Source organism: Peristeroidobacter agariperforans, assembly GCF_004138335.1.
In the GTDB taxonomy this organism is placed as follows: Bacteria; Pseudomonadota; Gammaproteobacteria; order Steroidobacterales; family Steroidobacteraceae; genus Steroidobacter; species Steroidobacter agariperforans.
The window spans coordinates 337,969-352,877 of record NZ_RYFW01000004.1; the positions used below are offsets into that span (position 1 = coordinate 337,969).

Genomic DNA, 14,909 nt, shown 5'->3' on the forward strand with positions numbered 1-14,909 from the left:
AGTAGAGGCCACGATGAATCTGAAGTCCGCGCTCTCAGCGCTCCTGATAGGTGTGACAGCGTCCGTCGGTGTGGCGCATGCGCAGGCAGTCGCGCTGAAAGTCGAAGCCGACAAACCGGGCGCGAAGATCGATCGTCAGTTGTTCGGTCAGTTTGCCGAGCATCTGGGGCGCGGCGTTTACGAAGGTGTTTGGGTCGGGCCGGATTCATCCATTCCGAATACACGGGGTATTCGCAACGACGTAGTTGCGGCGCTGAAAGAGCTGCGCGTGCCCAACGTGCGGTGGCCGGGTGGCTGCTTTGCCGATGAATATCACTGGCGCAATGGCATCGGTCCGCTGAAGGACCGACCAGCCACGCTCAATCCGAATTGGGGCGGCGTCATCGAGCCGAACAGTTTCGGAACGCATGAGTTCATGGACTTCGTCCAGCAGATTGGCGCCGAAGCATACATTTCCGTCAACGTCGGCTCGGGCACGCCTCAAGAAGCTGCGGACTGGTTCGAGTACATGACGACCGCGCAGCCGACGGCGTTGGCGAAGCAGCGCGCGGCGAATGGTCATCCGGAGCCCTACGGCATTTCCTTCATGGGCATCGGCAATGAGAGCTGGGGTTGTGGCGGATCGATGACGCCGGAGGAATATGCAGCTCAGCTCCGCATCTACGCGCGCTACACACGCAACTACAACGCGGATCATCCAACACTGAAAATCGCCGTCGGTCCGGATTCGGCCAACACCGGCTACACCGAAGCGGTGATGAAAGCCTGGAAGGAGCGCAACTGGAGCTGGGACATCAACGGACTCTCGCTGCACTACTACACGGTGGGCGCGGGTTGGCCGCCGAAGTTCGCCGCGACCGGCTTCGGTGTCGAGGAATACGCGACTCTCATCAACTACACGCTGCGGATGAACGAGTTGCTTCGCACCCATGGCGCGATCATGGACAAGTACGACCCCGAGAAGAAGATTGCGCTGGTCGTGGACGAATGGGGCGCGTGGCTCGCGCCGACGCCGGGCAGCAAGGAAGGCTTCCTGGAACAGCAGAACAGCGTGCGCGACGCAATCATCGCCGCGCTCAATATCAATATCTTCGCGCGTCACGCCGACCGCGTGCGCATGGCGAACATCGCCCAGATGGTCAACGTGCTACAGGCCATGATCCTGACGGATCAGGACAAGCTCGTGCTGACGCCGACCTATCACCTCTTTCACATGTATGTCCCTTTCCAGGATGCAACGTTTCTTCCGGTGACCTTCGATGCCGGGACGTATGCAAGCGGCGACATCAAGCTGCCGAAGCTCGATGCAATCGCCGCGAAGGGTAAGGACGGCAAGACCTGGCTGGCCGTCACCAACATCGATCCCACCGGCCCCGCGCAATTGGAGTTGACGACGCGCGCAAAGCGGGCCGTCGGAAAGATCCTTTCGGCGCCGAAAGTAGACAGTGTGAATACGTTCCAGGCGCCCGCGACTGTCGCGCCGAAGCCGTTCGAATCGAAGTCGAGCGGCAACAAGATCGCGTTGAAGTTGCCGCCGCACTCGGTCGCCGTGATTGCGCTCGAACAATAGCGGTACGCAACTGAAAAGCATACGCAACCAAGCTCATAGACCCCGATAACACAAACCGAGAAGAGACTATGTTTAAAATTTTTTGCAAGGACGGCTCTGGCTCCAGGATGACCTCGACACGCTTGCAGGCGCTGGCCGCTTGCGGGCTACTGCTGCCGCTAGCGGTGCACGCGCAGGACACGCCATCCGAATCTGAAGCGGCTGAGGAGGGCGGTGGCCTCGAAGAGATTCTCGTCACTGGCACTCGCATCATGTCGAGCGGGTACAATGCGCCGACACCGACCTCGGTCATCAGCGCTGAGCAGCTCACTGCCAATGCGCAGCCCAATATTTTTACGACGGTCGCGCAGCTGCCCTCGCTGCAGGGCTCCACGGGCACGCAGACCAACACGTTCAGTACATCCAGCGGCGCCCAGGGCCTGAGCTCGTTCTCGTTACGAGGCTTGGGGGCCATCCGTACGCTGACGCTACTCGATGGCCAGCGCGTCGTGGGCGCAAACGTGACGGGCGTACCCGACGTCAGTTTGTTCCCTCAGTTGCTGATCGAACGCGTCGACGTGGTTAACGGCGGCGCATCGTCTTCTTACGGTTCCGACGCGGTGGGCGGCGTGGTCAACTTCGTTACGAACACGCGTTTCGAAGGCGTCAAGGGCAATGTGCAAGGCGCCGTCACCAACTACGACGACAATGAAACGATCGTCGCGCAGATCGCTGCCGGCAGCAGCTTCTTCGATGGTCGCCTGCATGCCGTGGGCAGCATCGAGTATCACGATGAAGCAGGTGTGGGCCCAGGTCCGTACGGCATCGGCCTTGCGGGCGGTCGCGACTGGTTTACACAGCGCACGCTGGTGAATCGCAACGTGCTGAATGACGGTTCGCCGCAATATAACGTCATCGACTACGCCCAGCCTTACAACTACACCAAGTACGGCCTGATCACGTCCGGGCCGCTGCAAGGCACCGCGTTTGACGAGGCCGGCAACCCGTTCACCTTCCAGTACGGTTCCAACGGAACACCCGCAGGGAATGCAGCGGGCACCGTCAATGGCTGCCTTCCGGGCTTCTGCGTCGGTGGCGACGTTTCCGGCAACGTCGACTCCGGCCGCACGCTCCAGTCCGATCTGGAGCGCATCAACGGCTACGGCCGGGTCGGCCTCGAATTCGCGGACGACGACGAGATCTATGTCACGGCCAACCTGGCCCAGGTTCAGACTCACAATCAGCCGATCAACGGCATGAACCGGCCGAATCTCACGATCCAGTGCAGCAATGCGTTCTTGCCCGCGTCCATCCAGCAGAGGTGCGCGGATGCTGGCATCACCAGTTTTCAGTACGGCACCAGCAACGCAATCCTGCCAAGCACGCAGGTCTACACCGACCGCCGTCAGTATCGTTTCGTGTTGGGCGCGATGGGCGGACTGAACGTGCTGGGCGACGAGTGGAACTACAACGGCTACTACGAGCACGGCATCAACTTCAGCGACATCGATGTGAAGAGCATCATGCTGAACCCCCGGTTCAACCAGGCGATCAACGCGACCGTCTTGGACGGCAATATTGTTTGCGCGAACGCGGCGGCGCGCGCCAGCGGATGCGTCCCCATCAACATCTTTGGCGGCATGCGGCCTTCGGACGCGGCCTTCAACTACCTCATGCCCGCAAAGGGCCCGTATCAGCGAACGCGCCAGAACCAGGACGTGGCGAGCTTCAACGTCTCCGGCACGCCGGTCGACCTGTGGGCAGGGCCGCTGGCTCTTGCCTTCGGTGTCGAGTGGCGAAAGGAAGAATACCGGGTTCGCGCCGACGCCTATGGCAACGGCATCAATACTCAAGCGGGCATCGAAGGTACCCCGTACAACTCGGATTATCCGGCCGATCCCGTGCTGGGAGACAACGGCAACAACTGGTATGCGGGCAACTACAAGAACGGCGAAGGCGACTACAGCGTCAAGGAAGCCTATGTGGAGTTCGATCTGCCGCTGTTCGATTCGGAGGGCGCCGGTCGAGCGAACTTGAATGCCGCATCCCGCGTGACCGATTACAGCACCTCGGGGACGATCGATGTGTGGAAGGTCGGCGGCACTTGGGACACTCCGCTCGATGGACTGCGCTTGCGCGCAACCACGTCGCGCGATGCGCGTGCGCCGAATCTTTCGGAGCTGTTCGCAGCGCCGGTCACCACCACGCTGCCGAACTTCCTCGATCCGACCCGTAACGTCAACGTGATCGTGATCCAGAACCAGGTCGGCAATCCCGCCCTCACGCCGGAAATCGCTCGCAACACTTCGTTCGGCGTCGTGCTGTCCGAACCGGCCTGGCTGCCGAACTTCAGCGTGTCGGTCGATTATTACAAGATCAAGATCGATGACGTCATCTCCAGCCTCAGTGCCAACGACATCGTCAACTACTGTGTCCGGGGCATCCTGCCGCAGACCTGTGGCTCGTTCAGCCTGGACAATTCGAATGGACCGGGCTTCGTCAACGTCCAGTCGTTCAATTTCGCGTCGATCGAGACCTCGGGCTTCGACATCGAAGCGAGCTATCGCTGGCCGCAGTTGTTCGGTCTTGCCGGTACGTTCACGGTGCGCGGCCTGGCTACGCACATCCGCGAATATGTCACCGACAACGGTCTGCCGGGCACCGTTCCGGTCGACACCGCCGGGGTGAATATCGACTCCAAGGCGGATTGGAAAGTGCTCGCCATCCAGAGCTACGACACCGACAAATTCTCGCTCCAGATCCAGGAGCGTTGGATCAGCGACGGTGTGTTGGGCAACCAGTACATCGAATGTCAGCCGGGCACCTGCCCGGTCTCGACGGTGGCTCGGCCGACCATCGATAACAATCACGTCGACGGGGCTTTCTACCTCGACATCGGCGGATCGTACGAAGTGCTGCCGGGCACGACGGCCTACTTCAAGGTCGACAACGTGCTCGACGAAGATCCGGCGCGTGTGACGATCTTCAGCAACCCGGCGCTCTATGACGCTCTGGGCCGGGTGTACCGACTCGGCGTGCGTTTCGATCTTTGATGCGATTGGGGGAGGGCGACCCGGCAGAGCCGGGTCGCCTTCTTTTTTGCGGCTCGAGAATTTCAGCGAGAACCCATGAAACTATCGTTACTACAGCTCCTGCCCGCCACTGTTGCAGGACTGTTGCAGGCGACTGCAGCCTTCGCAACCAATCCTCTGATCATGGATCAGTTCACCGCCGACCCGACCGCGCGCGTGTTCGAGGGCAAGGTCTATGTTTACCCCTCGCACGACATCAAGGCGCCGCCCGGCTACACCGGCAAGCCAAACTGGTTCGTCATGGAGGACTATCACGTGTTCTCGTCGGAGAACCTCACGGATTGGGAAGATCACGGCGTGATCTTGACGCGCTCGGCGGTCGAATGGGCCAATCAATCTGAATACGCCATGTGGGCGCCGGACAGCGTCTTCAAAGACGGCAAGTATTATTTCTATTTCCCGGCGATCGCGAAGTCGGGCGGATTCCGGATTGGCGTCGCGATCGCAGACCAACCCCATGGTCCGTTCAAGCCCGAAACCACTCCCATCGAAGGCGTGCAAGGAATCGATCCGTCGGTGCTCATCGACAAGGATGGCAGCGCTTACCTGTACTACTCTGCGAACAAGATCTTCGCCGCCAAATTGAAGCCGGACATGCTGCAGATCGAGGGTGAGCCGATAGTCTTCGACAACCTGCCGAAGAAGGGGCTGCAGGAAGGGCCATTCGTGTTCGAACGCAATGGCATCTACTACCTCACTTATCCGCACGTGGAGAACAAGACCGAGCGGCTCGAGTATGCGACCAGCACCTCGCCAATGGGGCCGTTCAAATGGGCGGGAGTCATCCTCGACGAAGCGCAGAGCGGCTGCTGGACCGTCCATCATTCCATCGTGGATTACCGGGGCCAATGGTATCTGTTCTATCACGATAAAGATCTGTCGCCCGGCTTCGACAAGAACCGCTCGATCAGGGCCGACAAACTGTTCTTCAACACCGACGGCACGATCCGGAAGGTCATCCCGACGCTCCGCGGTGTCGGACTTGTCGATGCCAAGAGCGAGATTCACATCGACCGCTACAGTGCGATCAGCGACGCGGGCATCGCGGTTTCGTTCTTGGATGAGGCCAATCCGCACGCAGGGTGGAAGGCCACTTTCAGCGCCGCAAAATCGTGGGTGAGGTTCAACGAGGTCGACTTCGGGGCGGGGGCGCAGCAATCGATCGAAGTGCGCGCGAAGGCGCCCGCCGGGGGCGCAATCGAGATTCGCTTGGACAAACAAGATGGACCCCTGCTCGGCCGCATCCAGGTCGGCGAGAAAACCGGCTGGCAAGCTGTGAGTGTCGCAGCGAAAAGCGTCCCGGCCGGTGTCCACGATCTTTTCGTAACTCGAGTTGGGGGTGAAGCCATCGACGTGGATTGGGTCAGGTTCCGCTGAGGCTCGACGCTCGAGCTTCCGGTGCGCTCCCATATTGGCCGCAAGAAACAGAGTGTCCGGCAAAACAAGTCGACCGTACGCTCGCTGTCGCGCACGCAATCGCGCTCAGTGCGGTCGTGTCGCGACACTCTTGTGAGGCACAACATGCGGAGTCATCCCAATGACCAGATTTTTTTTCCCCGTCCTGGGGCCGGCGTCGATCACTCGTCGGGCGATGCTCAAGAACAGCACTGCAGCGGCAGGGGCTGCGCTGGCACTTGCTGCCGCGCCCGCGGTTGGCGCTAAAGGCTCATCCAGGCTCGAGCAGAACAAAGCCATCGTAGGCCGATGGTTCAGCGAATTCTGGGGCAATCCGTGGAATCCCAAGGTCATCGAAGAGCTGGCTGACCCGCAGATGCTGCTTCAATATTCGTTACACGCACCGCGCCGTGGCCGCGATGACATCAGAAATTTCATGGTCGGCTTCCGCGAAGCCTTTCCCGACCTGAACTTCACCGGCACCGCTGATCTGATTGCTGAAGGTGATTTTGTCGTGGGTCGTTGGATAGGCGGCGGCACGCACACCGGGCCCGCCTTCAGCGATTTTCTCGCCGGTTCGTTGCCTGCTGCGACGGGCCGCAAGATGCACTTCAGCGGCACGACCGTCCTCAAGGTGGTGAACGGCAGGATCACCGAGGAGGTCGGTCTCGACGACGGTGTTACCGCCCTGACTCAGCTGGGCATCCTCCGGCGAGCCTGACTTGCGATGTTTCTAGAATGAATGCACTCGGCGCAGCACAGGGCTGCGCCGCGCCTTGCGTCAAAGGCACGCTCCGGCAAGGCCGAGATCTCGCCCGATCATGGAACTTTTTCAGTCGCTAGTCGGTTTAGCCCGATCGCCGAGGGGGTGCGCGAGGATCCGCGTACACCTGACAAGGCAATCGAGGCAGATGCATTGAACGGCGCAGACCAGCGCAGCCGTTCGACTACAAATAAGACGGGACGATCGAACAGGAGTGCGAGTGACATCGCCGACAGTCCTACGCAGGGACTTTCTCGAGCGGACGCGCTGCTTCACTTGATCCGTCGTCGACCGGTTCAGGAGCATTCGTGGGTTCATCGTCGCCGTCGCCGGAGTCTGCAGCCGCAGGCTCGATCTTCGATCATGGAGGTGAGCTGGGACAACTCATGAGCCGGGTGGACTGGGGGGCGACTTCGCTTGGACCGGTCGATGCCTGGCCGCAGTCGCTGCGCTCCGTCGTGCAAATGATGCTGGCGTCCCGTTTCCAGATGTGGATGGGGTGGGGACCGAAGCTGGCATTTCTCTACAACGATGCTTATTGCCCGACGATGGGCGTCAAGCACCCGTGGGGCCTGGGTCGACCCGCGGCTGAAGTCTGGCGGGAGATCTGGCCAGACATCAGCCCGCTGGTCGAGCAGGTCCTGCAGACCGGCCGCGCGACCTATCACGAAGGAATGTTGTTGCTGCTGGAACGAAGCGGCTTTCGGGAGGAAACCTACCACACGTTTTCCTACAGCCCGTTGTTCGACGACGCCGGGGCGATTGCCGGGTTGTTCTGTGCGGTGCTGGAGGAGACCGACCGAGTCATCAACGAGCGTAGATTGGCCACGCTGCGCAATCTGGCTTCCGCTTCGGCGGGTACAAATTTGGAAGAAGAGCTGTTTCACGCCGTGCAGGCCAAGCTCGGCGAGAATCTCTACGATCTGCCGTTCAGTGTTTGCTACGTGCTGGACCCAGCGAATTCGCAACTGCGGCGCGTCGCGTGCACAGGCATTAGCGGCGGGCATTTGGCTGCGCCCGACAGTTTTACGTTCGATCAGGATCTCTGGCCGATCACCGCGACGACCACCTCATCGGCCATCGTAGTCGAGGATCTGGCGCGCTTCGGCGCGCTGCCGACGGGCGCGTGGGATAGCCCGCCTCGACAGGCGCTGATCGTGCCCATAGCACAGCACGGGCAAGACAAATTGGCGGCCGGCTTTTTCATTGCCGGCATCAATCCGTATCGTGCGCTCGATCCGCAGTATCGCGGCTTCATCGAGTTGATTGCGGGGCAGATCGGCGCCGCGCTGGTGAGCGTGCGTGCGTACGAGGACGAACGTAAACGTGCGCGAGCCCTGGCTGAGATCGATCGCGCCAAGACGGCGTTCTTCTCGAACGTCAGTCACGAATTCAGAACACCTCTGACTCTACTGCTCGGCCCGTTGGAAGATCTGTTGAACGCGCACGGGTTGAGCCAGCAGGAAGTCCGCAGTCAGCTGCAGCTCGCTCAACGCAACGGGATCCGATTGCTTCGGCTGGTCAACACGCTGCTGGACTTTTCCCGGATCGAAGCGGGTCGCGTGCGTGCCAGCTATGAGCCGACCGATCTCGCCGCTTTCACCGCGGAAATCGCTTCCAGCTTTCGTTCGGCGATCGAGAAAGCGGGGGTTCGGTTGCAGGTGAACTGCGAGCGGCTGGCCCGCCCGGTCTATGTGGACCGGGACATGTGGGAAAAGGTGGTGCTCAACCTGCTGTCCAACGCCTTTAAATTCACCTTCGAAGGCGAGATTGCGGTTGCCGTGCACAGCTCCAGCGATGAGCGCTCCGCAGAGATCCAAGTGTGCGATACCGGCATTGGCGTCCCTGCCGAGGAGATCCCGCGCTTGTTCGAGCGATTTTACCGAGTCGCCGGCGCGCGCGGCCGCAGCTACGAGGGCAGCGGCATCGGCCTGGCGCTGGTACACGAGCTCGTGAGGCTGCAAGGCGGAAGCATCGATGCCCGTAGTGAGCTTGGCCGAGGCACGACGTTCACGATACGCATACCTTTCGGCGTCGAGCATTTGCCTGCGGATCAGGTGCGTGACTCCAACTCGACGAGTCGGCCGATCAATACGCAGTCGTATCTGGAAGAGGCCATGCGCTGGTTGCCGGATTCCGACCCAGGCGCTACTGGCCTCAAATCCAAAGGGCTGACGATCGACGAGGTCGACCAAGCTCGCAGCCCGCTACAAGGAGCGGGTAAGCGCGTGCTACTCGCCGATGACAATAGCGATATGCGCGATTACATGCGCCGCCTTCTGACGGGCGAGGGTTACATCGTCGAGGCGGTAGAAAATGGACAGCGTGCGCTCGAAGCGGCGCGCACGAATGCTCCGGATCTGCTCCTCACCGATGTGATGATGCCGCAGCTCGATGGATTCGGTTTGCTGCGAGCGATTCGACAGGACGTGCGGCTTGCGGGCATGCCCGTGATCATGCTTTCCGCGCGCGCCGGCGAGGAGGCGAAGGTCGAAGGCCTGGATGCCGGCGCCGACGATTACCTGGTAAAGCCGTTTGCAGCACGCGAGTTGATCGCTCGAGTGAACTCCAACATTCAGATGGCTGCCGTCAGACGAGCAGCTGCCCGCGCCGTGATGCTGAGCGAGCAGCGCTTTTTGATGAGCCAGGAGCGCTTGACGCGTGCGCTGTCGACAGGGCGCGTGGCGGTATACGACTGGGACGTGACGAGCGATCGGCTGAGTATTCATGGCGCCCTGGCGGAGTTCTTTGGCGTTACTCAGGACGAGGCGTTACAGGGCCTGCCGCTGCAGAGCTTCATGGAAGGCATCCATCCTGAGGATCGCGAGCGAGCTGCGGAGCTGGTGGCAAAAACAGTCGCTACCGGTGCGCCCTTTGAAACCGAATACCGCACCAATGGCGCGGGTGTGGTTCGAACCGTGCTGTCCCGCGGTCAAATTGACAGCCGCGAGGCGGGGCAACGTTTGTTCTCCGGCGTGCTGATCGATCTTTCGGAACAGAAGGCGGCTGAGGCAGCGCTGCGCGCGCAGACCCGGGCGTTGCGCGTTCTGAACGACGCTGCGATATCGATTGCCGCCGAGCTGGAGATGGGGCGAGTCGCGCAGACGATCATCGACGCAGCAATGGCGCTTTCCGGCGCACGGGCCGCGGGCATTGCATATCGCGTCGAGGACGATTCCGGCGTGCCCGCCGTACACTATGCTTATCCGCCAGGTACGCACGATCGTGGTCGGATGCCGCTGCCGCGAAGCGTCCAAGAGCTCGAGCGTAGAAACGACGACTCATCGGACGAGCTACCTGGCTACCTGATGACGCGTATCACATCGCGCGCCGACGAGACGCTCGGTTGGATATGCCTCGAATCCGCAATCGGCGGATCCTTCGACAGCGGTGCGCAGGAGCTCATCCAGGGGCTCGCCGCGCAGGCGGCTGTCGCACTATCCAACGTGAATCTGTTTCAAGCAGCTCAGCGCGAGATACAGCAGCGCGCGCGGGCCGAAGTGCAGTTGCAGGCGCTCAACTCAACGCTCGAACAACGTGTCGCCGATGAGGTCGCGCAGCGATCCGATGCCGAGGCTGCCCTCCGGCAAGCACAAAAGATGGAGGCGATAGGTCAACTCACGGGTGGAGTCGCGCACGATTTCAACAATCTGCTCACTGTGATCATCGGTGGGTTGGATACCATCTCGCGCTCGCGGCCAGGCGACCAAGCCCGTATTCAGCGTGCGACCAACCTGGCGCTGCAAGGCGCTCAGCGCGCCGCGAGCCTGACCGGTCGCTTGCTCGCCTTTTCGAGACGGCAGCCACTCGATCCGAAGCCGCTCGATTTGAACGTGCTGGTGCGGGACATGACCGATCTGCTTCATCGTACGATCGGCGAGACCATCGAGCTGGAAGGCGTGCTTGCGCCCCGGTTGTGGCGGGTCGAGGCGGATCAGAACCAGCTGGAAAGCGCGATCCTGAATCTCGCAGTAAATGCGAGAGACGCCATGCGCGAGGGCGGCAAGCTGACGCTGGAGACCGCGAATACCGCGCTGGACGAGTCCTATTCGGCGACCGACGCGGAAGTCATTCCCGGCCAATATGTGATGCTGGCGGTGAGCGATACCGGTTGTGGCATGTCAAAGGAAACGCTCGCGCGGGCGTTCGAGCCGTTCTACACGACCAAGCCCGAAGGCCGTGGCACCGGGCTGGGGCTGAGCATGGTGTATGGCTTTGTGAAGCAGTCGGGCGGACACGTCACTTTATATAGCGAGCCGGACCAGGGTACGACCGTCAAATTATACTTTCCGCGATACCGGGGTCATGAAGAGCAGATCGTGCCGCAGGCCGAGCCGCAGATTCCGCAAGCATCGCAGGGGGAGGTCATTCTGGTCGTCGAAGACAATGAGGATGTGCGCACGTACAGCGTCATGATCCTGAGTGACCTCGGCTATCGTGTATTGGAGGCGCCAGATGCGGACAGCGCATTGGAGGCGCTGCGGAACGCTCCTCGCGTTGACCTGCTGTTTACCGATGTGATTCTTCCCGGAAAAAATGGCCGGGTGCTCGCCGATGCCGCCCGGCAATTGCGCCCGGAGTTACGAGTGCTGTACACGACCGGCTATTCACGTAACGCAATCGTGCACCATGGCCGGCTCGATCCAGGAGTGAATCTGATCAGCAAGCCGTTCACGTTCGAGCAACTCGCGGCGCGCGTGCGTGATGTTCTGGATCGAAGTGTTGTTTGATTCATGCGCGCCAGGCATTGGTTCAGTGGGTCGGGAGAACCGCCATGAATGACGGAGGGGTCGGTGCTCAGCTCGCCTAGCTCCGCACCTGTTGCCGACCTGGCTGGCGCAACAGATCTTGCAAGCCTGATTCGTTCGCGGCCGCCTTCGATTGCGGAATTCCTGACCATCGCGATTCAGCTCGCAGACGCGATTGCCCGCATGCACGCTGTCCGGATCGTTCATCGCGACACCCATCCCGGCAACGTTGTCTGGAATTCGCAGGGAGGTCGCAACGCTTTGTGATTTCGCAGTGCCCAGGACTTCGTCCACTCGGGTCATGGAACGCCTGGATTCGAGGCGGCTCGAAGGAACGCTTCCCTACATGTCGCCGGAGCAGACCGGCCGCACGAGGCTCGACGGATTGGCGAACGGATCTCTACTCGCTGGGCACCGGATACTCAAAGGCATTCTCGGCATGATCACATCGGCCGAGCACGTTTTCTATACGGCCCTGGCTACGGCCGCGGCAGCGACTTCGTCTGCCAGCGAAGGTTCGTTGTCACTGGATCAATTGCGCACCTTGCACGGCAAGCTGGTCAACTGGGCCGGGCATTGTCCCCCGAACTTCGCGCACAAGCGACGAGATTGCCGCGCGCGACAAGGCCCAGGCGGCACTCCATGAGCTGAGCAAGACGCTCGAGAAGAGGGGGGCTGAGCGCACCGCAGATCGTAATGCGCTATGGCAACTCACGCGCGATCTCATGCTCCGCTGCACGTTCGACCGCAAGATAACAGCCGTCAATCCGGCTTGGACCGAAATCCTAGGCTGGCCGGAAAATGAGCTCGTAGGCTGCTCGCTCTTCGACTTTGTCCACCGTGATGATTTGCAACGCACGGCCCAGGGTGCGATGGATCTGGCGGCAGGCAGAGGCCACGAACGCTTCGACAATCGCTATCGGCATCGCGACGGCAGCTATCGTTGGATCAGCTGGGCGACACGATCGAACGAAGGCGTCATTACGGCGACCGGACGGGACGTGACCCGCGAGATCGAGCAGGCGCACCAATTGGGGCAAGGCACCACCGTTTGTATCTATCTGCCCCGTCACCAGGGACCGATAGCTGATGACGCAACGAGCTCGGAGGTCGCGCTCCAGCCTCGCTCCTACCAAGGCGAGACGGTCCTGGTCGTCGACGACGAGTCGACGATTCGAATGCTGCTGGCCGATACCCTGGCCGAGCTCGGATATTCGTCGCTCGAAGCGGCCGACAGCGCGAGCGGCCTGAAGATTCTAGAATCGGATGTCCGTGTCGATTTGCTGATAACCGACGTGGGACTGCCGGGCGGCATGAATGGCCGGCAGATGGCCGATGCGGCTCGCGTGCGCCGTCCGGACCTGAAAGTTCTTTTCATCACGGGTTATGCGGAGAATGCGGTGCTCCGCACCGGCCATCTGGAGACCGGAATGTCGGTGATGACCAAGCCATTTCCAATCGAGGCAATGGCGGCGCGAATCAGGGCGCTGATCGAGGAGTAGTGAACGCTTCGGTTCGCCGCCGGCTTTCGGTCGCTGAGTAGCCGCTAGCTGTCAAGTGTCTGGCAGATGCGAATGTAAAGCTGGGCGCGCGTGAACGGCTTGGAGAGCAGCGGAATGTTCATTACTGCGCTGGTCATCGTGGGCGAGGGCATCTGCGCGTAGCCGCTGGTAAATAACAAACGTACCTTCGGATATCGCCGCTGTACGGTAGCCGCCAGCTCGCGTCCGTTCAATCCGGGCAGCCCGATGTCCGTAAACAACAGATCGACGCTGCTATTGCTGTCCAGGATCTTCAGCGCTTCGGAGGCGTCGACTGCTTCGATGACTCGGAAGCCAAAGTCACGCAGCGTGTCGGTGGTAAAGCTCCGGACGGCTTCGCTGTCTTCGACGACCAGGATGGTTTCTTCGCGAGTTCGAAAGCCTGCATCCGATGGTTGTTTCGCGGCTGGGGATCCCTGGGTATCCTGCAATTGCGGCAGGTAGATCTTTACCGTGGTGCCGTGTCCAGGGCGACTATAAAGCTTGATGTGCCCACCCGACTGTTTCACGAAGCCGAAAACCTGGCTCAAGCCGAGGCCCGTGCCCTGGCCCATGGGCTTCGTGGTGAAGAAGGGATCGAAAGCGCGGTCTATCACTTCCTGCGTCATGCCACTGCCGGTGTCCGTTATGCTAATCAGGGCATAAACCCCCGGCTTGAGATCAGGCACCAGCCGTACGTCATTGTCACTGATGTGCGCCGTCGCGGTTTCGATCGTGAGCGTGCCGGCCCCCGCCATCGCGTCCCGTGCGTTCACGGCGAGATTGAGCAGTGCGCTCTCGAGTTGATTGAGATCCACTTCCACCATGCCGACCGTGTCGTCTTCGATACGGCGGACGTTGATGCTTTCGGGCAAGGTGCGGCGGACCATTTCCGTCCACGCGTGAAGCGATCTGTTGATGTTTACCGGTTTCGGCTTCAGCGGCTGGCGACGCGCGAACGCCAATAGTTGCTGCGTGAGGCCGGCCGCTCGCTCGCCGGCTCGCATAGCCTGGTCGACGCAGCGCCGCCAGCGAGTCTGATTGGCGGGAAGGACCTGAGACAGCGTGTCGAGATTGCCCAGCATCACCGTCAGCAGGTTGTTGAAGTCATGAGCGACACCGCCGGTGAGCTGACCGATCGCCTCCATCTTCTGTGACTGGTGCAACTGTTCCTGCATGAGGCGCCGCTCGGTCATGTCTCGCGTCACTTTCGCGAAGCCGATGAGCTCGCCAGCGGGTCCGCGCAATGCGTCGATCAGCACGATCGCCCAAAACTTGGTTCCATCCTTGCGGACGCGCCAGCCTTCGCCTTCGAATTTTCCGGTCGCTGCGGCGGTGGCCAATGCTCGAGCGGGCAAGCCGCTGGCCCGATCGTCCGGGGTATAGAACTCGGTGAAGCTGCGCCCTACGATTTCCTCAGCCGCGTATCCTTTGATCCGCTCGGCGCCTGGATTCCAGGAGACCACGACGCCGCTGGGATCGAGCATATAAATCGCGCAGTCACGGATGCCATCGATCAGGCGCGCAACGTGCTGGCCGCTGCTGTCGAGGCTGGCAATCTCCGACGTTGAGTTTTCACGCCCGCTGCGGGCGGGACCGCGCTTTCGTGTCATTACGTTATTAATTGGGCACCCGTAACCTTGACAAACGGTCGTGCCGCACAAAAAGTTCCGGCGGATTACGGTGAGAAACTCACGGCGAGCCGGGCAGACACGGGCGCGTCGACGTAGGGGCACATTAGCTTACCCGGGCCAGGTCAGGCGGTCGGGTCGCTAATCCTCGGAACGGTTCTGACGAGCCGCACTTTAGAGAGCGTGGAGCTCGAATCATTAATCGACCGAA

General features: G+C 61.0%; 9 protein-coding genes. 8 read left to right on the plus strand and 1 reads right to left on the minus strand.

Translation table 11 applies throughout. From position 1 onward, the window contains the following. Positions 1–13 precede the first annotated feature (13 nt). The 8 genes from EK373_RS27310 to EK373_RS27345 all read left to right on the plus strand — a co-directional run bounded on the left by EK373_RS27310 (position 14) and on the right by EK373_RS27345 (position 13,049). Positions 14–1,570, plus strand: a complete 1,557-nt coding sequence (locus EK373_RS27310) for an alpha-N-arabinofuranosidase (protein WP_129647702.1) — start codon at positions 14–16, stop codon at positions 1,568–1,570. 107 nt (positions 1,571–1,677) lie between these two features. Continuing rightward, positions 1,678–4,602 (plus strand): TonB-dependent receptor plug domain-containing protein, encoded by a 2,925-nt coding sequence (locus EK373_RS27315; protein ID WP_232831272.1) that lies wholly within the window; start codon positions 1,678–1,680, stop codon positions 4,600–4,602. Positions 4,603–4,677: 75 nt separating this feature from the next. After that, on the plus strand, positions 4,678–6,018 hold the full coding sequence (locus EK373_RS27320) for a family 43 glycosylhydrolase (RefSeq protein ID WP_129647706.1): 1,341 nt from the start codon (positions 4,678–4,680) through the stop codon (positions 6,016–6,018). Between the two features lie 250 nt (positions 6,019–6,268). Continuing rightward, complete coding sequence (locus EK373_RS27325; protein ID WP_407676224.1) at positions 6,269–6,757, plus strand: ester cyclase; 489 nt, start codon at positions 6,269–6,271, stop codon at positions 6,755–6,757. A 350-nt stretch (positions 6,758–7,107) separates the two neighbouring features. Next, entirely contained in the window at positions 7,108–11,529 is a 4,422-nt protein-coding gene (locus tag EK373_RS27330) for an ATP-binding protein (RefSeq protein ID WP_129647708.1), read from the plus strand. A gap of 63 nt (positions 11,530–11,592) precedes the next feature. Then, positions 11,593–11,814, plus strand: coding sequence for a protein kinase family protein (locus EK373_RS27335; RefSeq protein ID WP_157994561.1), 222 nt, complete (start codon positions 11,593–11,595; stop codon positions 11,812–11,814). A gap of 7 nt (positions 11,815–11,821) precedes the next feature. Next, on the plus strand, positions 11,822–12,193 hold the full coding sequence (locus EK373_RS27340; protein WP_129647712.1) for a hypothetical protein: 372 nt from the start codon (positions 11,822–11,824) through the stop codon (positions 12,191–12,193). A gap of 1 nt (position 12,194) precedes the next feature. After that, on the plus strand, positions 12,195–13,049 hold the full coding sequence (locus EK373_RS27345; protein ID WP_269813752.1) for a response regulator: 855 nt from the start codon (positions 12,195–12,197) through the stop codon (positions 13,047–13,049). A gap of 44 nt (positions 13,050–13,093) precedes the next feature. Here EK373_RS27345 and EK373_RS27350 read toward each other — a convergent pair whose 3' ends face one another. Continuing rightward, positions 13,094–14,680 (minus strand): PAS domain-containing sensor histidine kinase, encoded by a 1,587-nt coding sequence (locus EK373_RS27350; protein ID WP_129647714.1) that lies wholly within the window; start codon positions 14,678–14,680, stop codon positions 13,094–13,096. Between the last annotated feature and the right edge of the window lie 229 nt (positions 14,681–14,909).

Bases quoted from the DNA above. Each gene is read 5' to 3' on its own strand.
- EK373_RS27310 (WP_129647702.1), top strand. From the start codon at position 14: ATGAATCTGAAGTCCGCGCTCTCAGCGCTCCTGATAGGTGTGACAGCG.
- EK373_RS27315 (WP_232831272.1), top strand. From the start codon at position 1,678: ATGACCTCGACACGCTTGCAGGCGCTGGCCGCTTGCGGGCTACTGCTG.
- EK373_RS27320 (WP_129647706.1), top strand. From the start codon at position 4,678: ATGAAACTATCGTTACTACAGCTCCTGCCCGCCACTGTTGCAGGACTG.
- EK373_RS27350 (WP_129647714.1), bottom strand. From the start codon at position 14,680: ATGACACGAAAGCGCGGTCCCGCCCGCAGCGGGCGTGAAAACTCAACG.